Source organism: Floricoccus tropicus (assembly GCF_001832905.1).
In the GTDB taxonomy this organism is placed as follows: Bacteria; Bacillota; Bacilli; order Lactobacillales; family Streptococcaceae; genus Floricoccus; species Floricoccus tropicus.
The window spans coordinates 112129-135025 of the sequence record NZ_MKIR01000026.1; the positions used below are offsets into that span (position 1 = coordinate 112129).

At 32.6% G+C, this 22897-nt stretch carries 18 protein-coding genes; 2 read left to right on the plus strand and 16 right to left on the minus strand.

The genetic code is table 11. The annotated features are described in order from the left end of the window. Positions 1-51: 51 nt before the first annotated feature. From BG261_RS10370 to BG261_RS10385, 4 genes are all read right to left on the minus strand, one after another. A complete protein-coding gene (locus BG261_RS10370; protein ID WP_070793254.1) occupies positions 52-504 on the minus strand; it encodes a GNAT family N-acetyltransferase in 453 nt (150 codons plus the stop codon). 831 nt (positions 505-1335) lie between these two features. Next, a complete protein-coding gene (locus BG261_RS10375) occupies positions 1336-3144 on the minus strand; it encodes an ABC transporter ATP-binding protein (protein ID WP_070793255.1) in 1809 nt (602 codons plus the stop codon). Next, positions 3144-4850 carry an ABC transporter ATP-binding protein gene (locus BG261_RS10380; RefSeq protein WP_070793256.1) on the minus strand — a complete coding sequence of 569 codons (1707 nt, stop codon included), beginning with the start codon at positions 4848-4850 and terminating at the stop codon, positions 3144-3146. The genes BG261_RS10375 and BG261_RS10380 overlap by 1 nt, the downstream gene beginning before the upstream one ends. Before the next feature lie 121 nt (positions 4851-4971). Continuing rightward, positions 4972-5490: a MarR family winged helix-turn-helix transcriptional regulator gene (locus BG261_RS10385; RefSeq protein ID WP_070793257.1), complete on the minus strand. Its 519-nt coding sequence runs from the start codon at positions 5488-5490 to the stop codon at positions 4972-4974. A 220-nt stretch (positions 5491-5710) separates the two neighbouring features. Here BG261_RS10385 and BG261_RS10390 point away from each other — a divergent pair, with 220 nt between their 5' ends. Then, positions 5711-6916, plus strand: coding sequence for a cation diffusion facilitator family transporter (locus BG261_RS10390; RefSeq protein WP_070793258.1), 1206 nt, complete (start codon positions 5711-5713; stop codon positions 6914-6916). Between the two features lie 25 nt (positions 6917-6941). Here the strand turns inward: BG261_RS10390 and BG261_RS10395 are convergent, their stop codons facing one another. From BG261_RS10395 to BG261_RS10450, 12 genes are all read right to left on the minus strand, one after another. Further along, positions 6942-7619, minus strand: coding sequence for a hypothetical protein (locus BG261_RS10395; RefSeq protein WP_070793259.1), 678 nt, complete (start codon positions 7617-7619; stop codon positions 6942-6944). A 229-nt stretch (positions 7620-7848) separates the two neighbouring features. Then, the gene (locus BG261_RS10400) at positions 7849-9282 is read right to left on the minus strand and encodes a 6-phospho-beta-glucosidase (RefSeq protein WP_070793260.1); all 1434 of its coding nucleotides are present in this window, start codon (positions 9280-9282) and stop codon (positions 7849-7851) included. 24 nt (positions 9283-9306) lie between these two features. After that, entirely contained in the window at positions 9307-11163 is a 1857-nt protein-coding gene (locus BG261_RS10405; protein WP_070793261.1) for a beta-glucoside-specific PTS transporter subunit IIABC, read from the minus strand. 110 nt (positions 11164-11273) lie between these two features. Then, positions 11274-12110, minus strand: a complete 837-nt coding sequence (licT, locus tag BG261_RS10410) for a BglG family transcription antiterminator LicT (protein ID WP_070793262.1) — start codon at positions 12108-12110, stop codon at positions 11274-11276. 187 nt (positions 12111-12297) lie between these two features. Next, positions 12298-14577: an ATP-dependent Clp protease ATP-binding subunit gene (locus BG261_RS10415; RefSeq protein ID WP_070793263.1), complete on the minus strand. Its 2280-nt coding sequence runs from the start codon at positions 14575-14577 to the stop codon at positions 12298-12300. Between the two features lie 324 nt (positions 14578-14901). Further along, positions 14902-16053: an N-acetylglucosamine-6-phosphate deacetylase gene (nagA, locus tag BG261_RS10420; RefSeq protein WP_070793264.1), complete on the minus strand. Its 1152-nt coding sequence runs from the start codon at positions 16051-16053 to the stop codon at positions 14902-14904. Positions 16054-16160: 107 nt separating this feature from the next. Further along, positions 16161-17210, minus strand: coding sequence for a hypothetical protein (locus BG261_RS10425; RefSeq protein ID WP_070793265.1), 1050 nt, complete (start codon positions 17208-17210; stop codon positions 16161-16163). Positions 17211-17674: 464 nt separating this feature from the next. After that, positions 17675-18727, minus strand: coding sequence for a hypothetical protein (locus BG261_RS10430; RefSeq protein WP_070793266.1), 1053 nt, complete (start codon positions 18725-18727; stop codon positions 17675-17677). An 88-nt stretch (positions 18728-18815) separates the two neighbouring features. Next, positions 18816-19031, minus strand: coding sequence for a hypothetical protein (locus BG261_RS10435; protein WP_070793267.1), 216 nt, complete (start codon positions 19029-19031; stop codon positions 18816-18818). Between the two features lie 143 nt (positions 19032-19174). After that, positions 19175-19720 carry a hypothetical protein gene (locus BG261_RS10440; RefSeq protein WP_070793268.1) on the minus strand — a complete coding sequence of 182 codons (546 nt, stop codon included), beginning with the start codon at positions 19718-19720 and terminating at the stop codon, positions 19175-19177. A 253-nt stretch (positions 19721-19973) separates the two neighbouring features. After that, a complete protein-coding gene (locus BG261_RS10445) occupies positions 19974-21137 on the minus strand; it encodes a toxic anion resistance protein (RefSeq protein WP_070793269.1) in 1164 nt (387 codons plus the stop codon). Further along, complete coding sequence (locus BG261_RS10450) at positions 21130-21708, minus strand: 5-bromo-4-chloroindolyl phosphate hydrolysis family protein (RefSeq protein ID WP_070793270.1); 579 nt, start codon at positions 21706-21708, stop codon at positions 21130-21132. Before BG261_RS10450 ends, BG261_RS10445 begins: the two co-directional genes overlap by 8 nt. A 141-nt stretch (positions 21709-21849) precedes the next feature. On the opposite strand from BG261_RS10450, the gene BG261_RS10455 reads away from it, so the two are divergent. Continuing rightward, a complete protein-coding gene (locus BG261_RS10455; protein ID WP_070793271.1) occupies positions 21850-22869 on the plus strand; it encodes an NAD(P)H-dependent glycerol-3-phosphate dehydrogenase in 1020 nt (339 codons plus the stop codon). The last annotated feature ends 28 nt before the right edge of the window (positions 22870-22897 follow it).

Here is a 22897-nt window from a genome sequence, read left to right on the forward strand (position 1 = left end):
TTAAACTATACCAATTTATGTGTATCGATTGTGTTCTTTTGAAATTTCAACTTAAATATCCATTGAGAGTCTGACCATATCCTTTAAAATAAGCCCATTTTCTTCAATTTCCTCTTTATAATGTCTAATAAAAAAATCTTTATCAATATAAGATAATCTAAAACCAACCTTTTGATATAAATAAAGTTGACCAAAACTTGTTGTTCCAGTCCCTATTTCAATTGTTTTGTATCCTTCATCTTTAGAGTATTTAATAGCATATTCTAAAAGTTTCTTACCGTATCCCTTACCTTGCTCAGAATCTGAAACTGAAATATTCACAATTTCAATAGTCTCTGGCCTTGTAGGTAATAATACAATCAAACCAATCATTTTATTATCTATAACCATCTCATACGCTTCACTTCTTTTAAGATAAGAATTAACTAAATCTCTGTCAGGATCAGCATTTAATAAAACCAAGTAATGCTCTTCAGTAAAGTCCTTTATTTTTTTAATGTCCATTATTTCTCCAATTATATTTTTATTCAGATATTATAATATTAACATAAGCAAACTTAATTAAGTTCAATATTAATAATTTAAGTATAGAATCAGAATAAATCTTGTGAAAATAGTATAACCGATAGTGGACCAAATTGGCTATGATAATTCCAAGACCACTTTAAAATATATTCCCATACAACAGAAAATCTGAAAGAATATTTAACAAATAAATTGGATAGTTTATATTTATAATTCCACCCCTTTTATAAAATAACTACAAATAAAAAAGAGCTAGACACCTTAGTATTAGGTTTTCTAACTTTTTTTAAATCTATAAATATAATAATTTTCTAGATGATATGACCGACTTGCTTCGACTCTTTGCTCACTATTCGTTCACAAAATCATCGAGGGCGTCGGAGAACCTTTTCCGTACTTCATTTCATTACGTTGTCCACGAAACTTACAAGAGTAAACTCTTGAGTTTCAATGGCAGGAGTTCATCATCTTTACAGATGATTCCTTTCCAACTCAGTTTGTTACAAAGTCATAAATAATATAAACAAAAAAGTTGCGAGTTTTAGTCGCAACTTCGATGGAGCGAATTTACTATCTACAAGGGTTACACCCATTTCGCTGTCGATAGAACTATGTCAAATAAAATTTGACAGTTCTAATCGCAGCCTCTTTACTCCTTATGCAGTCGTAAAATCGGCACTACACTTTGTTTCGATGTCGATTATACTACAGTGGGCAGAAGCTCACAAGTATAAGTCGCAAGTGATTCGGAGAACCTTCTCCGTAAGTGTTCGCTATCCTACTGATAGCTCCTTACTAACTTCGATGGTTTTATTCAAATACAAATTGGTTATGATAAAGTTCTGCATAGAATCCTTTTTGGCTAAGGAGTTCTTTATGGCTTCCTTCTTCAATAACTTGACCGTCACGTAATACGACGATTTTATCTGCATTAAGGATTGTTTTAAGTCTGTGGGCAATTACGAAACTTGTACGTCCAGCAATTGCTGCTTCCATAGCTTGTTGAATCTTACTCTCAGTTACTGTATCTACGTTACTTGTTGCTTCATCAAGAATTAATAATTCAGGATTTGTAAGGATGGTACGAGCAATTGAAATAAGTTGTTTTTGACCTGTTGAGAAGATGTTTTGTTCATCATCAACAATAGTATCGTATTTATCAGGAAGACTATCAATGAAGTCATGAATATGAGTAGTCTTAGCTGCTGTGATTACTTCTTCATCAGTAGCATCTGGTTTACCAAATTTAATGTTATCACGGATTGTACCTGAGAATAATACTGAATCTTGAAGTACAATACCAACATTTGAACGTAGACTATCAAGATCCATTTCACGAATGTCAGTTCCATCAAATTTAATTGAGCCAGAATCTACATCATAGAAACGATTCATAAGGTTCATGATTGTTGTCTTACCAGAACCTGTTGGTCCTACAAGGGCAACCATTTGACCTTTATTAACATCAATTGAAACATCTTTTAAGATTTGTTTTCCTGGTGTGTATGAGAAATCAATATCTTTGATAGCTACACCAGATTTAATTTCTTCAAATTTAACTCCATTATCAGGACGAATTTCATCAGGTTCGTCAAACATCTCTTGTAAACGACGAGCACCAGTAATTGCCATTTGAAGTTCTGTAAAGCTTGAAGAAATTTGCATGATTGGTTGGTAATATTGTTGTGAATATTGAACAAATGTTACTACTAAACCAAGAGCTGCTGCACGTGATAAAGATGAATCATTAAGTGCAATTGTTGAACCAACAAAGATTACTACCGCAGTATTAATCAAGCTGATACCATTCATCATTGGGAATAGCATACCACCAAATACACGAGCTTTAAATGTAGCACCTTTAACGTTTTCGTTATGTACTTCAAAACCTTTAACTACATCATCTTGAAGACCTTCAACAATGATAGCTTTTTGACCTGAAATTGTTTCATCCATATAAGCATTTAATTTACCAACCTCATTTTGTTGAATGTCAGTATATTTTTTAGCTTGACGGATTACAAATATTGCAAGGATGATGGCTACTGGTGTTGAAGCAATTGTAAGCCATGCAAGACTCACATTTTGACGGAACATCATAATTAGTAAACCAATAAATAGAGCAAAGTTTGTTGCAACTTGTGATACAGATTGGTTAAGTGAGTTTTGAATATTATCTAAGTCACTTGTAAAACGACTCAAGATGTCACCATCTTTATGACGGTCAAAGAATGAAATTGTTAAACGTTCTAGTTTACCAAATAAGCCTTTACGCATTTCATTTGTTGAATAACTTACTACTCTATTGAATAGTAGTGAGTAAATTAAGTTTGCTACTGTAGTAAAGACATAAGCTAAGAATAACTTAACCATTACATCATAGAAAGGTTGCTTACTTGGACTAACAAAAGCTGCACCAGTTGCATCAGCAACTCCTTTAGCTTTCATATATTCTCCCAACCATTCACCTAAGCTAGTAAGTGCTTGACCAAGAAAGACAGGAGCCTTAACTTGTAAATATGTAGAAGCGATTATAGCTAGGATAATAACAATAAATGAAAGTTTATATTTCTTAAAATATTGCCAAAAGAATTTTATAGCTTTTCTATATTCTCCCATTATTCATCACTTCCTTTCTGAGTTTCGTAAATTTCACGATAAACATCATTATTTTGAATCAACTCTTTATGAGTACCTTGTCCAATTAATCTACCTTCATCCAAAACAAGAATAGTGTCAGCATGGACAACAGAAGAAATCTTTTGGGCAATAATAACCTTAGTTGTATCTTTAAGATCTTCATTCAAAGCTTGTTGAACTAGTTTTTCACTCTTAGCATCAAGAGCTGATGTTGAATCGTCAAGAATTAAAACTTTAGGATCCTTAATAACACCACGCGCAATACTCATACGTTGTTTTTGACCACCAGAGAAGTTTGCACCACGTTCTTCAACTTCTGAATTATAGTTATCAGGCATCTTCTCAATGAATTCCTTAGCTTGAGAGATTTCACTTGCATGTTTCAAGTCGTCCAAATTAGCATCCGGTTTCCCCTGTTTAAGGTTATCAGCAACTGTACCTGAGAAAAGGATAGCTTTTTGGAGAACAATAGAAATGTTTTTCTTAAGTGTACCACGACTTAAATCACGTAAATCGCGTCCTCCCACTTCAACCATACCTTCTGTTGGATCAAAAAGTCTTGGTATTAATTGTGCTAAAGTAGTTTTACCTGAACCAGTGGCTCCTACGATACCAACCATTTGACCAGGTTTGATTTCAAATGTCACATTTTTAAGAGTAGGTTTATCATCATTTGGATAAACAAATGTTACATCATCAAATTTGATTGAACCATTAAGTTCTACATCTGGAACATCTTTAAATTGCATAGCAGGTTCTGCATCAAGAACTTCTTTAATACGACGAAGTGAAATAAATGCACGACTTGCCATCATAGACATCATACCACCCATGATGATAGCAAACATGATTTGTCCCATGTAAGTCATAAATGAAGCAACACCACCTAATGCTGTTGGATCATCAACGATAAATGTTGAAACTAAATATATAGCTCCGAAAATTGTAAGTTGGCTGACCAAAGTAAATGCTGGAATCATTGTTGAGAATAAATTACCAACAGCCAAGTTATGACCAAGTAGCTCATCACTTACAGTATCAAATTTTTCTTCCTGAGATTTCTCTTGAACAAAAGATTTAACTACACGAGCACCACGAAGATTTTCTTTAGCAATCGTATTAGATCTATCTAATAATTTTTGGAAAGCTGAGAAATGTGGTCCCATTTTAGACATTGCAAGACCAGTGATTACTACGATTAACACTACGAGAAGAACAATTAACCACCATAGTTTTGGTAGAGTTCTTACAGCAAGGATAAATGACCCGACAAATAAAATAGGAACACGTAGTAATACTTGGAATATCATCATTGTCAGGTTTTGAACTTGGTTAACGTCATTTGTCATACGAACTACCAAGTTACCAGCATTGAATTCCTCTACATTTGCATATGAGAACTGTTGAATTTTTTTGAAGGTTGCTTCACGAATATCAGCAGATACTCCTTGTGCAATCTTAGCAGCAAGAATAGTATTAATAAGACCTGCAACTAGACCCATAACTGCAATTCCGACTAGCCAAACACCAACTTCTTTGATTTTGTTTTTGTCGTCTTGCATTACAGCTGTTAATACATCTTGTAAATATTGAGGTTGCAGCAAGCTTGAAGCTACTACCAAACCAATCATTACAAGAGAAGCAAGTGCATACCACTTATACTTTTTAATAAACTGGAAAAGCATTCTTTTCTCCTTTTCATTTTTTAAATAAATAACACTCTTTTGATTACCTCTTCAAGAGAGCAGCTTTACTATTGTACATTTTCAAATCAAAAATGTCCACTACCTTTAGACCTAAATAACATTATTTTTCATCTTTTTGCAAGGGAGCACCAAAGATACTACTCTTACACATTGAGAAAAACTCATTTGAACCATCAGCATTTGCTGCATCAAGTTTTTTTAGCAATCTGAGCAATTCACTTTGTTCCTCTATTGTTAAGGATGAAAATAATTCTTCTGAAGCAGTGTCCATGATATTGATTCTCTCAGATACCATTTTTCTTCCTTCATCTGAAATATATATTCTATTTATTCTTTTATCTTGTTCATCACTGACTCGAAAAATTAAATCTTCTTGTTCAAGCTGCTTAACCATTGCAGTTACACTTGAAGGCTTAATATCTAAAGTTTCAGCAATCTCTGAGTTCGTTAGACCATTTGATTTATCATTTAAAAAGAACAACAAACCACGCGCTCCACGTTGACTACCATCTTGCCTTATTCGTCTACCATCATTGATACCATGTACCGCTTTGGCAACATTAGGTTTTCTGATAATCTTCATAAATATCCTAAACAGATCTTGGCTTTCTTTTGACATATGCTTCCTTTCCTTAAAGTATTTAGTTCATCTATTTTTTAACTAACAAATAGATTTTACTCCTCTGAACTTAAAAGTCAATTAAAAGGTTCTGGATTTGGAAAGAGCAATTTTATACAATTATAGAAGCAATTAAGTTATAAAAATTTTTAAGTTAACCTAAAAAATATTAAGTGCACATTTTTCTTGTGTATTAAATTTTTTGTGATAAAATGGAGAGATGAACAATTCTAGAATTAAAGAGCTCAAAATGGCTGAACGTGGTGCTCTAATTAGCATCGTAGCCTATGTAGTTCTCTCAATTATTAAGATTGCTGTCGCAAACGTCACAAACTCTGAAAGTTTACGAGCTGATGGGTTTAACAACATCACGGACATTATAGGAAATATAGCCGTTCTTGCTGGAATACGTATGGCAAGACGTCCTGCAGATGATGATCATGCCTATGGTCATTGGAAGGTTGAAAGTGTTGCTAGTTTAATTACTAGTTTCATTATGTTCGCTGTTGGTTTTGTTGTTTTGCGCCAGACGATTATTGACATTATTAATAACGAAAAAACCGCAGTTGATCCTGTGGGTGCCATAGTAGGTATATTCTCAGCAATAATCATGTTCGGAATTTATCGCTATAATGCTGGACTTGCTCAAAAAGTTAAATCCCCTGGACTCATGAGTGCTGCAAAAGATAACCTAAGTGATGCGGTAACATCAATTGCTACATCTATTGCTATCGTAGCTGCATCCTTCAATCTTACTTGGATTGACCGCCTTATGGCCGTTGTGATCACGATTTTCATCTTCAAAACAGCCTATGATATCTTCTCAGAAAGTGCCTTTAGCTTGTCAGATGGCTTTGATGAAGAAAAAATCGAAGAATATAAAAAAGCCCTCACAGGAATAAGAGAAATAGAAGAAATCAAGAATATCCGTGGTCGTACATATGGAAGTAACGTCTTTCTAGACGTCGTTGTCGATATGAGTCCTGATATGTCAGTTTTCGAAAGTCACCAAGCAACCGAAGAGATTGAAAATATACTCAAGACTCAATTTGAAGTATTTGACGTCGATGTTCATGTTGAACCATCGTATCTTGAAGAAGAAGAAAGAGACAGCTACATAGCCCTTGATTTACTTGCTATGGAAGAAAAAATCTTAAATGGTTTTGAGCTTGATAAACTTCTTGACAGAACCTTTAAAGAAATACAATCTGACGGCATAATACTTGATAAGAGCCAAAGATTAATTGAGAAAAAACCTCAGCAAATTGGAATCTCTCAGTTCAACCCAGAAAGAATAAGCAAGAAGACCTTCATATTAACCTATGAATACTTTGAAAACCACCAAACCTATATCGTCACAAGCATTTGGCGCAGGGATAGACATTGGAGATGTATCCAAAGACAAATAACAAAAAGAGAACTTTAGTTTCCTAAAGTTCTCTTTTTTGAAACTATTTTGCGTTTGCATAAAGATTATCTGGATATTGTCCACTAAAATTTGTTAGTAGAGCCTGATCATATTCTGGTGTACCTTTTGAACTCATCTTGTCCATCATTGCTTGTCTCATTTTTTCATTCATCTCTTTTAATCTGCGATCATATTCTTCTTGACTCATATCATCTGGTTTTGGTCCCACAGTTCCTCCTAATCCATAAGCTGGACCAGCTTTCTCTGGCCACATACCTGTTGGGAATGGAGTTCCATAAGCAAGTAGATTGCTTTTATAACCATTTGTATCAATTGTTGGACCTTCTACAACTTGTCCGTTTTGACCAACTCTATAACTAGACATGTGAGTTGCATAGTTTTGTGCTGCTGTTTCAGCCTGTTCCTCTGTCATTCCTTCATTCGATTTAGCTTCTGTAACATCATCTTGAGTAGCTTTTGATCCAGTATCTCCAGAAGCATTTCCCTCTTGATCAGATTCAACTTGACTAGCATTTTGAGATTCAGTAGATTCATTTGAAGACCCTTCAGATGATGACCCTTCAGACGATTTTTCCTTAGATGTTGATGATATTTTACTTTCTTTAGTTTTACTAGAATCTGTCTTATGTCCTCCACATGCTGCTAAAGATACGATTGCTAACAGACTCATTGTTAAAACTGCAACTCTTTTCTTGTTCATTAATTTTCTCCTATAGTTTTTTTATAAATATAGATTACCACAATATTACAATTATTACAAGATGTAATAATTTATTTTTATTAAAATATTTAATATCTAAGAAAAAGAAGATGCTGACTCATTTTTGATAATTTAATTTTAAATAATACTTAAAAGGAAGTATACACCACTAAATTAAACAATGTTTACTTCCTTTTCTTTATTCAATTTTTCACTACTGATTGATTTATCAGTTATTAGTCAAGTCCTCACCGTTTGTAGCAATGACTTTTTTATACCAGTCGAAAGATTTTTTCTTGCTGCGTTTTAGTGTTCCGTTTCCTTCATCATCTTTATCAACATAGATGAATCCGTAACGTTTAGACATTTGACCTGTTCCAGCAGATACAAGGTCTATACATCCCCATGTTGTATATCCCATAAGATCAACTCCATCTAATTCAACAGCATCTTTCATAGCTTGAATATGTTGGCTGAGATAGTCAATTCGATAGTCGTCGACCACATAGCCATTTTCGTTAGGTGTATCTTTTGCACCTAACCCATTTTCTACGATGAACAATGGTTTTTGGTAACGATCGTAGATATCATTTAAGGTAATACGGAGTCCCATAGGGTCAATCTGCCACCCCCACTCGCTAGCTTTCAGATATGGATTAGCAACCGAAGCAAAAATATTACCTTCAGTCTTGGCTAAGAGCTCTTCGTCTGTAGTAGCAACCCTAGATGAGTAGTAAGAGAATGACACAAAATCAACAGTGTTTTCTCGAAGAAGCTCAAGATCGCCATCTTCCATCTTGATTTCAATACCTTTTCGCTCAAGTTCCTTAAGAGCATAAGCAGGGTATTCCCCTCTTGACTGAACATCGATAAAGAAGTAGCTTTCGCGGTCCTTCTGTCTTGACTCAAAGACATCCTCTGGTTTTGGAGAGTAAGGGTAGTAAGCACCTGCCGCAAGCATACAACCTACCTTCATCTCAGGATCCACTTCATGGGCAATCTTTGTTGCAATAGCTGATGCCACTAGCTCATGATGTGCTGCCTGATATTTAACTTGATCTTGATTATCCTCTGGGGCAAAATACAAACCAGCTCCCATGAAGGGTGCATGTAAAATCATATTAATTTCATTAAATGTAAGCCAATATTTTACTAAACCTTTATAACGATTAAAAATAACATTACATAAATTTTCATAAAATCCAACTAATTCACGACTTCTCCAAGCACCATATTTTTCTACCAGATACATTGGACAATCAAAGTGAGTAATTGTTACTAGTGGTTCAATTCCGTATTTTTTACATTCTTTAAAAATCTTTTCATAAAATTCAAGACCAGCCTCATTTGGTTCTGATTCATCACCGCGTGGGAAAATTCTGCTCCAAGCAATTGACATACGATAAGTTTTAAATCCCATTTCAGCAAATAATGATATATCTTCTTCATAATGATGGTACATATCAATTGCTTCCTTTGCAGGATAGATTTCTCCATCAACAAACTCAAACATTTTATCTTGACCTGTGATTACTCCCATACGTTTTTCACCAAGGGGTGCTAAATCAACATTTGCGAGCCCTCTTCCATCAAGATTATAACCACCTTCACATTGGTTGGCTGCTGTTGCGCCACCCCATAAAAAATCTTTTCTAAATGCCATGCTAAATTCTCCTTTTCTCTATTTTTAGTATACTATTTTGATAACACTTTGTCCTACTCTTATTTCTTTTTCGCTTGTAGGAATAACTTCTCTATAATTAGTAGTATTTGTTATAATCACAGGTGTAATTGCTGAATAACCTTTCTCATTTAAAAGTTCTAAATCAAAATTAATTAGTAAATCACCTTGTTTAACCTTGTCACCTTGTCTAACCATTGGATGGAAGCCTTCACCATCAAGTTCAACAGTATTCATACCAATATGAATAAGTATCTCAGCTCCCTCATCTGTTTTAAGACCGATAGCATGTCCAGTTGGAAATACTGTTATTACTGTAGCTTCAGCCGGTGAATAAACCTCTCCAGCAATAGGCTTAATAGCTAATCCATTTCCCATTACTCCTGAAGAAAATACAGGATCTTCAATTTGAGAAAGCTCTATAACTTCTCCATCCATGGGACTTACAAGTTCTCCTTCTACAAGAATAGCAGTGTTAGCATCTTTCTTATCCTTAATAACTTCTTGGTCTTTGAAACAAAGCACATAAGTTAAAATAAAGGCAAGAACAAACGCAATTATTACTGCTGCAATCACCGCTGGAACATTAGATTTAAGGCTTGGATCTGTACTTATCATACCCGGGATTGAAAGAAGACTTATTAATCCATTAGTAAAATTCTTTACTCCAAAGAAACCGATAATGCCTCCACCTACAGCACCAGAAATACAAGATGCGATAAATGGTTTTTTCAATGGTAGGTTTACACCATATACAACTGGTTCTGTGATTCCAAAAAATACAGGGACAGCTGTTGAAATACTCAAAGCCCTGAACTCTTTGTTTCTTGTAATAAATGCTACTGCAAGAGCTGCTCCACCTTGAGCAATCACGCTTGGAAGGGCAAGTGGCGCTAGCACTTCATAACCTTGCATTTGAAGACTAATCATTGCAATCGGAATAAAGCCCCAATGGATACCAAACATAACCATTACTTGCCAAAAACCACCAATTATTATACCCGCTAACAGTGGACTAAATCCATATAGACCATTAAATCCTTTACCCAAGTAATCACCAATTATTGTACCTAGTGGTCCAATTACTACAAATGTTAGCGGAACCATGATCAACAAAGTTAAAAATGGAATAAATACCATTTGTAATACTGAAGGAATTACATTTTTTAAGAAAGGCTCAACCTTACTCTGTACCCAGATTGATAAAATAATCGGAACAACAGATGAAGCATAACCTCCTACACCTAATATTACAGGTATTCCTAGAAATTTCAGTCCATTACCACTCGCTAATGCAGCACTTATACTTGGATGAAGTAAAGCTGCAGCTATTGCAACTGCAATAAATGTATTAGCATTGAACTTTTTAGCAGCCGTATAAGCTAAAAATACTGGTAAAAATGTAAAAATACCATCAGCTGCCGTAAATAATATAGTATATGTTCCACTTTCAACTGAAAGCCAGCCCAGTGAAACAAATAAAATTAATAGTCCCTTTAATACTCCTGCTCCTGCCATAGCTCCAAGAAATGGTGTAAAGATACTTGAAATTGTATCTACTAATTTAGCAAATATTCCCAAATTATCTTTTTCATCTGATTTATTACTTCCTTCTAAATTAGTTATTTCCATTATCTCTTTATATACATCACCAACATGACTACCTATGACAACTTGATATTGTCCCGCACTCTTAACAACTTGAATTACACCAGGATTTTCATTTAATTCTTTTGTATTTGCAATTGAATCATCTTTTAGTTTGAATCTTAGTCTAGTTGCACAATGCACTAGACTTATAATATTTTCATCGCCACCAACACCTTTAACAATCTGTTTAGCCAACTCACTATATTTTCCCATTTTTTCTCCTTTTTAAATTAAAAACCTAGATTGTTAAAAGTGCGTAAAACGTCCTCTTGACAATCTAGGTTTTGCCTACTAAAAGTAACAATCCTTTCTATTGTATTTTATCAATTTATTATTCTATTTATGTGCATTGCCAAATATGTTTTTTCACTTTTATCCATGCCAGGACGATTGGTACTTTTTAAGAATTCATCAATGAACTCGACACAATCAAATGCTTCTTTATACTTCTTACTAACAATACCATAAAGAAATTCATCCTCATCAGTAACTTGGTTCTCTTGTCCTTCTAGATATCTATATACAAAAAATTGTAAATGAGTGACAAGTCTTTGATATTTCAAAGATTCTTCATTAATTTTTATCCCTACAAAATTATTAATAAGTTTAAGAATATCTCTCAATAATTTTGTTGCTTCCATTGTAATAATCATATCTCCATTTTTTTGCTGACTATTAACTAAATGCAATGCTATAAATCCTGCTTCATCAGATGTAAACGAAACATTAAATTCCTTTTCGATTATACTAACCAACTTTTTAGCAATCTGATATTCTTTACTATAAAACTTCTTTATTTCAAACGAAAGAAGATTTGGAATTTCAATATTGTTCTCAACTCTTTCAAGAGCATAATGTATATGGTCCATTAAAGTAAAATAAATGTTCAAAGATAATTCTTTATCTAGTTCAAATTCCGCAATATCAATAAGTTTTTTCACTAAATCGAATTCTTCTATTGGTATATCTGCCAATAAATCTTGAAACTGATTACTCAGTTTGTTGTCTTTTAAAACAAATTCCTTCTCAACTTTACTAACTTCAACTTCCTGACCAACTTTCTTTTGAAATGCCAGCCCTTTGCCCATACAGACTAGTTCTTGACCTGTTTCTGTAGAAGTCAGGAGAACATTATTATTTAATATTTTTTCTATAATCATTTCATTCTCCATAGAAAAAACCTAAAAAATATGCATCGAAAAAAGATGAAATTTTTTAGGTTTTGCCTGTAACTCAGTAACAATCCTTTATTTGATTGTATTTTATCAAATATAATTAAATAAGTCAAGCGCTTTCATTCTAATAATATAAAAATGATGCAGTCATTCTACACCATTTTCATATTATTTATTCACTTATTTCTGCTTTAGCTTCCACTTTTTTTGTAGCAGCTTTTTTTCTTCCTCTTTTTTTCCTAATAACGATATCCCCTGCCTTATTTGTATCAGCAACAAGATTTTTATTTTCAGGATTTTCAAGATAAAAGTCAGCAACTCCATCTTCAATGTTATCTTGGATTGTGCGGCGTAACGGACGTGCACCCATTGCTGGATCATAGCCCAAATCAACTAATTTTTCCTTAGCAGAATCTGTAACATCTAGATGAATCTCATTCTTAGATAATTGATTATTAACATCTTTAAGCATCAAATCAACTATATGGAGTAAATCATCCTTACTTAGTGCACTAAACTCAATGATACCATCAAATCTATTCATGAACTCAGGTGAGAAGAAATCACCTAATTGTCCAAGAACTGAATTTGTACGTCCTTCACGTGCTGCACCAAAACCAACACTTGCTTCAACCTTGCCAGTACCAGCATTTGAAGTCATGATAATTATAGCATCCTTGAAACTAATTGTTCTACCTTGAGCATCGGTTAGGCGACCATCATCAAGAATCTGCAAGAACATATGCATAACATCAGGGTGAGCTTTTTCGATTTCATCTAGCAGAATTAATGAATATGGATTACGTCGAACTTTTTCAGAAAGTTGACCGGCTTCTTCATATCCCACATATCCTGGAGGAGCACCGATTAATTTAGCCACACTATGTTTTTCCATATATTCACTCATGTCAAAGCGAATCATACTATCCTCTGAGCCAAAAAGTTCCTTAGCTAGCTGCTTAGCTAGTTCAGTTTTACCAACCCCAGTAGGACCAACAAACATGAAACTACCAATCGGACGACTATCACTTCCTAGTCCAATTCGATTACGACGAATTGCCTTAGAAATCTTATCTACGGCATTATCTTGACCGATAACATGGGCTTTTAAGTCATCAGCGAGATTTACGAGCTGAGCTTGTTCCTTTTCTTTCAAATCTCCAACTGGAATATTTGTTTTTTGTTCAATAATCTGCTCAATTTCTTTTTCAGAAATTATTGGAGTATCAACTTCTACAGTACTTTCTTTTTGCAGAACCTTCAATTTAGAAATTTGATCCCTATAGTAAGCTGCTTTTTCAAAATCTTCCATCATCATGGCATCATTTTTTTCAGCTTCTGCATCTTCAATTCTTCGTGCAATATCTTCTGGGTTAAGGAAACGAAGAGTTAAATTCATCTTAGAACCGGCTTCATCCAGAAGGTCGATGGCCTTATCTGGCAAGAATCTATCTTGAATGTAACGATTTGATAGAAGTGCTGCCTGTCTAATGGCTTCATCTGTATATTTTACATGATGATAATCTTCATATCTACTTTGTATACCTTTGAGAATAACTATTGTTTCATCAATGCTAGGCTCGTCAACTCGAACTGGTTGCATACGTCTTTCAAGTGCCGCATCTTTTTCAATAATACGATATTCGTTAAGCGTAGTAGCCCCAATCATTTGAAGTTCACCACGCGCAAGAGCCGGTTTCAAAATATTACCAGCATCCATACTCCCATCACCTGTTGAACCTGCGCCAACAATCTCATGGATTTCATCAATAAAGAGAACTACATCATCACGTTCTTTGATTTCTTCCAGAAGTTTTTGCATACGTTCCTCAAATTGACCACGTACTCCTGTACCTTGAACTAGACTAACAACATCAAGTCGGATAACTTCTTTATTTTGTAATTTTTGCGGAACATCATCTTCAACAATTTTTTGGGCTAAACCTTCAACAACCGCGGTTTTACCAACCCCAGGCTCTCCGATTAAAACTGGATTATTTTTTGTTCTACGATTTAATATTTCAATTACACGAGTAATTTCTTCATCACGACCGATTACAGGATCAATTTCTCCACGGCGTGCAAGTTCAGTAATATTGATACCAAATTCATCTAATAAAGTTGGTTTTGCACTTTTTGGTTTCTTTGGTCCATTACCGTTTCCACCTGGATTTCTTCCCCCTGTTTGTGTTGGAGGAACTGACCCAAATCCACTTGCAAAATCACGATTTAATGTGCCAAATAAATCCTCGAATGGATTATATTGACGATTATTATCATCACTATTTATATTTTTAGTTGGTTCAGTTGCTTGACCAAACAAGTTATCTCGACCACCCATCTTCATTTCTTGATAACACTTTTGGCAGAGATCTGTTTGTTGTTTTTGACCGTTCACATTTGTATATAAGTGAATTGTCGCTTCATTTTTACCACAATTTTGACAAAGCATATGAATCTCCTTTTTTACTATTCAAAATAGGTTTTTAATTATATCTAAATCAACCTACTTAGCAAAGTTTTCGTTATAAAGGAATTTGGTTTTTTATTCCTTGACCAAATTTGACCTTTGAAATAATTATATCATTTACACTGTCATTTTATCAAATTATTTGTCTTATATCACTAATAAAATATGACAAAAAACGACCTTAATTAAGATCGTTAATATCGTATTGATAACAAGTTTAAGAAACGATAAATTACACATTATAAACAATATAATTGGTAATATATATGCTTCTTATTTTATTGTAAGCATGTGATTGAAAAATTTTTATTTTTCGAAACGCTTAACACCATCTACCCAAGTAGAAACAAGTTCTAAGTCATTATCTAAAACGATAAAGTCAGCATCTCGTCCTGCTTTAATTTTTCCACATTTATCGTCAATCTTACATGAAATTGCAGGGATAAGACTTGCCATCATTACAGCTTCTTCAGGACTTGCAAGTCCCCATTCAACTACATTTTTGATACCATCTTTAAGTCTTAAAATACTACCAGCAAGATTTCCACCATCTTTAAGTCTAGCGGTTCCATTTTCAACAATTACTGGAAATTCACCAAGCATGTAATCACCATCGGGTTGTCCACCTGCTCGCATACAGTCAGTAATCATAGCCACATGGTCATGACCTTTTTGTTTAATTAAAATATCACAGGCTTTTGGATGAACATGGTGACCATCGCAAATAAGTTCAGCATAAGTATGAGGAAGCTCAAACATTGAACCAACCATACCAACTTCACGGTGAGTTAAGCCTCGCATACCATTGTATGCATGTACCCAGACACTAGCTCCAGCTTGAACAGCCTTAGTTGCTTCTTCAAGAGTACCATTTGAATGGCCTAAAGCCACAACAACACCTTCATCAGTCACAGTATTTACAAACTCTTCAACACCATCACGTTCTGGTGCAAGTGCAATCTTCTTAATTAGCCCACCAGCAGCTTCTTGCCATTCATGAAATTCATCAACACTTGGATTAGAGAAGTAAATAGGGTTTTGAGCTCCTTTGTATTCCTCTGTAAAATAAGGTCCTTCAAAGTAAATACCTTGAATTTTAGCTCCTTTAGCTTCCTTATAATTATCACCTAATCCTTTAGAAACCTCTTTTAACAACTCATGGTTACCAGTTAAAGTTGTTGGAAGGAAACTTGTAACACCAGTTGCAAGAAGCCCCTCGCTCATTTTAGTAAGTACTCCATCGATATCATTATCCATGACATCAACGCCTGCAAAGCCGTGAATATGAGTATCCACAAGACCTGGAGCAATAGTATGACCAGAATAGTCTACGACTTCTGCATCAGCTGGAATATCACTTACATGGTTCCCAAATTTTCCATCTTTAATTTCTAAGTATCCACCTACTTTTGTTTCAAACGGGTAGAAAAATTTATCTGCTTTAATATATGTTGTCATTATATATCCTCCATATTTCTTATCGTTACCTATATTCTACTACTTTAGATTTTAAAGTCAATTGGTATATACCAAAAATAGATTTATTATAGTTTTTAATTTCTCATTTATTGATTTTTGTTAGAGGAATCAGTTTGATTCTGGTTACTAATGTCTACTTTTTTGATTTCAATATTTTCATCAGCTTTTTCCACCAATTTATCCATGACGTCAGTTTCAATTGATATCTTATCTCCAACCTTATAACCTTTATTGTCAGTTGAATCAGTCATTTCAATTATAATACCATAACCACCATTAAACCTATAAATGTCATAAACTTCATATTTCACATAACCATCCGTGTGCATTGTTTTTGAATATATTCTTACTAACTCATAATCAGCTTTTTTTTCAACGTCTGAAGATTTATAGTATGTTGCTTCATCAGTGGATGAATATAATCCATAAATTTTAAACTGCTCTATAATGTTATTTGTCAATGATCCCCAAACAGATACATAATTATCGTTGTCTTCAAAATTGGATTTTAAAAATGTTTTAGCGTCACCATAGCTATTTGATGGTGATACAAAAACAGATTCTTCAGTTAACTCCATTGTTACAAAATTTTTTAAAGTTAATTGATAACCATTAGAAAAAATGAAATGCGTTCCCTCTTGAGTGACATAAAAATTATTTTCTTTACTTGTTTCTTCAGTTGACGTGGAAAATATATCCGCTAATGGATTAACCTCTTCATTTTTTTTCACATAATGCACACCTATTTCTAAGTTTCGAGTTCTGTCGAAAGTAAGTAGTGGTTTATTGATATTCAATTTTATAATGCTGCATGCTATTAAAAATATTAGTATAACTGTTATTAATACTTTCACTCTCAATTGATCCATATGCCAAGTTTTATTAATTGTATCTGAATTTATTCTTTTTTTTTGATTTCTATTATTTTTTTTCTTATCATTTACATGAAAGTTTATTTCTTTTTCACCATATGTTTTATTTTCGACATTAATAGGCTTCTTTACTACATTTTCTTGGATTTCACTGGTTGTTGAATTATATTTTCCATCTTCCTTAAATTCATCAAAGCCAAAAATTTCATCGAATTCTTTTGAAAAATCATCATTACTTGCTTCATTATTCTTTTTATTAGTCATAAATACACTTTCTGATTATTGTTTTTTTCAAACTTCAGCATTTCATCCACCTCTTTTTCAACTACTTTAAAAGTACCGAGCGATTAATTTAACTAAATTCATTTCTCATAAAGCAATTCCATCCTTAATTTCCTTATAATAACACTCCATAGCACTCCATATTAATCTATATATTTTTTATCAACTATGTATTCAAAAGATATTGAGTCTTATATTCAGTATTATTTGAGTATATTTCTTATATATATATACCTACGTATAATAATCAACTTTTTATACTTCATACCATATTTAATAATATTTTTTAAAAAAATATATTTTAAAATAAATTATACAATATTGTGTATTTATTTTGTATTTTCAACAAAACTATCAGAAGTTATGCTCCTGATAGTTTAATCTTGTAAATTTTATATGTTTCTAACGTTAATTTGAAACACTATACTTTCCCAGCATACTGATACTCATTTATTTGCATTGGATTTTATAAGTTCAAAACTTTTTGCAAAAATTTCTTTTTGTTTGTCTAGGGAATAAACATCTATTATTTTTTCATTTTTACTATGTGAACCATCAGAATCATAGAGACTTGAACTTAATGAAATTCCACTACCGTCATTAAAACAATAAACCTTATCTATATAATTAGCGTCACCATATTCAGATATTTTTTGTCTATATATATAAACTGCCTCATAGTCTTCATGTTTTTCTACATCAAAAGTTTTGTAAATTTGTAATTCATTACCATAATTCTGAAAGTAATATGATTTTAAAATATCATTACTCATTATTCCGTCAACCATAATGGTTCTCATTCTAAATTCTTCATTTTTCAAATCAAAATCATATGATAAAAAATTTGCATAGTTATCATAATCAGTTACAGGGGGTACAATAGTCGGTTCTGATTTCATACTTAATCTGTTATATCCTATCACGTTCAACTGAAATCCATTTGAAAAATTAAATGTTTTCCCCTCTTGAAAAACATAAAAATTATCAGTTTTGCTTGCTTCTTTTGTTGGCTTAGATAATACACCATTCAAAGGAAAAAATTTCTTCTCCCCGACAACTAGAACTTGTCCCTCCTTCACTGCTCTTTCAGTATCTACTTTTTCGATTCTTTCAAAGCTTTTTTCATCAGAAGAATTGTTCATGCCTTTCTTATTTCCTGTAGTTTCTGAGATATTCTCATTAAATCTTCCAATGGGCTTCTTCGAAGAATTCTGTTTATTAAATATTAAAATAGCAATAATGATTACAAAAATAAATATATATATAGTTCTATTATTTACTTTTGATACAGATTTTGAAAAAGTATAGTTCTTAAAATTTTTGTCTTTTCTTTGATTAACAAACTTTCTTTTACTTTTTTCGTTAATCTTACCATTATTATGTTCTAATTCTCGTTTAGGCGGCACTCTTTTTAAATCTTCACTGCTAAAGCCAAAAATTTCATCAAATTCCTTTGCAAAATCATCATTACTTGCTTCATTATTCTTTTTATAAGTCATAAAATTCGCTCCCCAAGTCATTAAATTACATCAAAAACTTTTAGCCCTTTAAAACATGCTACGTTTGATCTAACAATATTATTTTTTATTAATTTGTTTCTTTAAAGTTAAATTGGCTATCAATAACTTCTTTAACATGGTCAAAATTTTTCATATCAAATTCATACAAGCTACCTTCCTCATTAGTTTCTGATTCCACATCACTATCAAACATAAATGAGCAATCTATATAAAATTCAGATCCATTGGTAAGTCGATAAATTTTATTAATATGATTTATCGAATAATTATCTTGTATATCCATAATATAAATGCATGCTACTTCATACCCATTAAACTTTTCTGCTGGAAATATTTTATAAAGTTTTGCGTTTTCACCATTTTGTATTTCATAACTGTCAACAATATTATTATTTAAATAGGAGGTATAACCAAGATATATATCATTTAATCCATTATCAGAGTATGCTGAGAAAAAATATTTCGTGCTCCATAGCTACCATCAAAAGGTTCAACATTAATTGTTTCAGATTTACCAAGTTCAGTTAAGTTTTTTGTTTCAAGTTCATAACCATTAGACAAAATAAAGTTTTTTCCCTTTTGATTAACATAAAAATCTGTTGTTTGTTTTTCATTTTCTGAAACCGGACTAAAGACATCAGTTAACGGTTTTTCTGATTCATTATCTGCGATTTTTTTTACTCCATCTTGTAATTTTATACTATCTAGATCAATTTTTTTAGATTCTGTTCCAGGTATTTCAATATTCATTATCATACTAAATACGAATACAACAACCAAACAAAAAATAAATATGCCGCTTAATACAGAAAACATTGTTCTAGATTTTGAACTCTTATTTACTTCTTTATTTTTATAACTTTCATCTGCAAAGATATTTTGAATTCTACTGGATGGAATTTCTTTTTTTATATTATTTGTTTTTCTTCTTTTTTTATGATTTGTAATTATTGGTGACTTATCATCTTCCAAATCACTGAATGAATTACTATAAATAAAAAGTTGATAAAATTAGTTCGAAAAATTGTCATTGGTAACGCTTTTCTTCCCCATATTCTACTCCAAATATATAAATATAATTACTAAGAAAATTCCCTTTGCTCTTTCTTATTTTAAAATTGTTAATTTAAAATAATTATATCATATATATATTAATTAATTTTATCAAAGAACAAAAAAACTATCAGAAATCTTTTCTGATAGTTTTATATCTCCAAACTGATTATTATTTTTTACTATTTTCAGTAATTTGCAGAAGTTTAGTTTTAATTTCTTTTTCCATTCTTTGTAATTCAACTTCAGAAGCACGACGTTTTTGACTTCCTTCCGCCTGAATTCGAAGTGTTTCCTGAATTGTTTCAATTAAATCGTTCTGAGTCTTCTTGAGAGTTTCCACATCAACAACTCCTCGTTCATTTTCTTTAGCAGCTTCAATAGTTGAAGTCTTCAACATTTCACTGTTTTTCGATAGAAGATCGTTAGTAGTTTCTGATACAATTCTTTGACTTGCAAGGGCATCTTTTTGTTTAAGTAAGGTCAAAGCAATAGCAACTTGATTTTTCCATAAAGGAATAGCAGTATTTATTGATGTTTGAATTTTTTCTGCTAACTCTTGGTTTGTATTTTGAATTAAACGAATCTGAGGCGCTTGTTGAATTGTAATTTGTCTAACTAGACGTAAATCGTGAGTACGCTTATCCAATCGATTCTTGTAGGCCTCTAAATCACTAACTTTTTGAATCGCCAAAGCATTATCAGTTGAATTTTCTGCCTCAATTCTTGCTTTAGGAATTATCTCATTTTCTAATTCAGCCATCTTCAATTCAGCACCAGCTATATAAACGTTCAATGCTTTAAAGTAATTTAAGTTCTCATCATATAAATCTTCTAGAGTTTTATTATCTTCAAGTAATCCAGCTTGCTCATAATCTAATTTTACAGCAATTTTATCAATACCTGCACCAATTTTTTGATATTTTTGAGTAACTTCGAAAATTGATTTTTTTACCTTACCAAACATTTTAGTAAAGAAATTTTGATCTCCTGTAACTAAATCGTTAGTATCTGCCTCTTTTAAGCGGTACATAAGATCAGTAAGACTTGAACCAAGTTCTCCTAAATCCTTAGCCTGAACTCTTTCTAAAACACCCTGAGAAAAATCGCCCACACGCTTTTGTGCAGATGTTCCATATTCAATAACTGACTGCGAATTATTTTCATTTAATTGTTCAACAAGCTTTTTAGCCTGTTCCACTTCCTCAGGTGTCAATGTGGCAAGGGTAGAGTTTGTCCCCACCTCTTGAACTTCATTAATACTTTCTACTACTTGCCCTTCAGCCTTATTCTGTAAGCTTTCATTCATCAAATCTTCTAAAATAGGATTATTCATATTCCTCCACCTTCTCCTCAACTTCTTTATCTTTTAAAGCATGTTTTATTTCATCGACATCATCAATTAACATCGCTTGATAATTTTTAGTAATTCTTTCAGAGAGCTTATTAATATAGTAAAGTCTTTCAGCCAACTCCATCTTAACTTCTTGTGTTTCAGGCCTTACTTCAGTTAACTCACCATATTTTTTAACTAGAGTTACCATATTTGGTAAATCTTTATATAGAAAATCATTTTCTTTAGTCATTTCAGCCGGTTCTTCTACAATAGCTTGGAAAATTTTCTTACTTGATTCAAGACCTGCTGTCTGTTCTTCAATAATTTCTAATTTTTCATGTGTAGGTAACTGAGAGTTCCAATATTTTATATTATCTCGCGCTTCTTTCATTGTATCACGGAAAATATCTATATCTTTGTCATCTAACCCTTTTTCCTTGTAATGTTGTATCTTATTAGTTTTACTTTTCTTAATATTATTATTTAATTTATTATTGTTTTCTTTTTTATCCAAGAATAAATATTTTACTATTAGGTAAGCAATTCCTAAAAATATTATTGTTTTCCACATAATTTTTATTCTCCTTTATCTATAAAAGTATTTTAACATATTTTTATCCTTAGAATATACTCCTAGAGACTGATTTTATGAATATGCTTACAAATCATATAAGATTGTGATAAAATATATATAAAAATAGGAGGACATTTTTTGGAAAAACAAAAAATCGCTGTTCTTGGAGCTGGAAGTTGGGGAACTGGTCTTGCTCAAGTTATAAATGACAATGGTCATGAGGCCCGGTTATGGAGTTACAATCCTGAACAGGTTAATGAAATAAACACGAAACATACAAATTCGGCTTATCTTGGAAACCAAAAGTTTGCTGAAAACATAAAGGCGTATTCTGATCTTTCCGAAGCCCTTAATGGAGTTGATGGAGTTCTATTTGTTGTTCCAACAAAAGCTATACGTGAAGTTGCAAAACAAGTTAATGAGGTAATTGATCATAAAGTTTATGTTATGCATGCCTCTAAAGGCTTGGAACAAGGCACTCATAAAAGAATTTCCGAAATTCTTGAAGAAGAAATTCCTCAAGAATTACGAAGCGACATTATTGTTGTTTCAGGCCCAAGTCATGCTGAGGAGGTTGCTGTCCGTGATTTAACTTTAATTACAGCTGCTTCTAATTCTGAAAATGATGCAAAGTATGTACAAAGATTACTCAGCAACAACTACTTCCGCATCTACACAAATAATGATGTTGTAGGAGTGGAAACAGCTGGTGCCTTAAAAAATATTATTGCCGTTGGTGCTGGAGCTCTTCATGGGTTAGGGTACGGAGATAATGCGAAAGCAGCAATTATTACAAGAGGATTAGCTGAAATTACAAGACTTGGTGTTGCACTTGGTGCAGATCCACTAACATATATTGGTTTATCAGGTGTTGGTGATTTAATCGTAACTGGTACTAGTCCTCATAGTCGAAATTGGCGTGCGGGTAATGCCCTTGGTAAAGGCGAAAAACTCAAAGATATAGAATCAAATATGGGTATGGTTATTGAGGGTGTATCAACTACTAAAGCTGCTTATGAATTAGCCAACTCCCTTAATATTGAAATGCCAATTACAGAAGTCATTTATAATGTTTTATACAATGACGCAAACTTACGTGAAGCTATTGAAAATGTTATGACTCGTGAATTCAGATCTGAAAACGAATATAGCATTTAAAAATATAATTATACATAAATAGAAAGAG

Excerpts from the sequence above, each read along its gene's own strand:
- licT (WP_070793262.1), bottom strand. The coding sequence starts at position 12,110 with ATGATTATAGAAAAAATATTAAATAATAATGTTCTCCTGACTTCTACA.
- BG261_RS10445 (WP_070793269.1), bottom strand. The coding sequence starts at position 21,137 with ATGAATAATCCTATTTTAGAAGATTTGATGAATGAAAGCTTACAGAAT.
- BG261_RS10450 (WP_070793270.1), bottom strand. The coding sequence starts at position 21,708 with ATGTGGAAAACAATAATATTTTTAGGAATTGCTTACCTAATAGTAAAA.
- BG261_RS10385 (WP_070793257.1), bottom strand. The coding sequence starts at position 5,490 with ATGTCAAAAGAAAGCCAAGATCTGTTTAGGATATTTATGAAGATTATC.
- BG261_RS10435 (WP_070793267.1), bottom strand. The coding sequence starts at position 19,031 with ATGGATATACAAGATAATTATTCGATAAATCATATTAATAAAATTTAT.
- BG261_RS10390 (WP_070793258.1), top strand. The coding sequence starts at position 5,711 with ATGAACAATTCTAGAATTAAAGAGCTCAAAATGGCTGAACGTGGTGCT.
- BG261_RS10405 (WP_070793261.1), bottom strand. The coding sequence starts at position 11,163 with ATGGGAAAATATAGTGAGTTGGCTAAACAGATTGTTAAAGGTGTTGGT.
- nagA (WP_070793264.1), bottom strand. The coding sequence starts at position 16,053 with ATGACAACATATATTAAAGCAGATAAATTTTTCTACCCGTTTGAAACA.
- BG261_RS10375 (WP_070793255.1), bottom strand. The coding sequence starts at position 3,144 with ATGGGAGAATATAGAAAAGCTATAAAATTCTTTTGGCAATATTTTAAG.
- BG261_RS10425 (WP_070793265.1), bottom strand. The coding sequence starts at position 17,210 with ATGACTAATAAAAAGAATAATGAAGCAAGTAATGATGATTTTTCAAAA.
- BG261_RS10380 (WP_070793256.1), bottom strand. The coding sequence starts at position 4,850 with ATGCTTTTCCAGTTTATTAAAAAGTATAAGTGGTATGCACTTGCTTCT.
- BG261_RS10370 (WP_070793254.1), bottom strand. The coding sequence starts at position 504 with ATGGACATTAAAAAAATAAAGGACTTTACTGAAGAGCATTACTTGGTT.
- BG261_RS10430 (WP_070793266.1), bottom strand. The coding sequence starts at position 18,727 with ATGACTTATAAAAAGAATAATGAAGCAAGTAATGATGATTTTGCAAAG.
- BG261_RS10400 (WP_070793260.1), bottom strand. The coding sequence starts at position 9,282 with ATGGCATTTAGAAAAGATTTTTTATGGGGTGGCGCAACAGCAGCCAAC.
- BG261_RS10395 (WP_070793259.1), bottom strand. The coding sequence starts at position 7,619 with ATGAACAAGAAAAGAGTTGCAGTTTTAACAATGAGTCTGTTAGCAATC.
- BG261_RS10415 (WP_070793263.1), bottom strand. The coding sequence starts at position 14,577 with ATGCTTTGTCAAAATTGTGGTAAAAATGAAGCGACAATTCACTTATAT.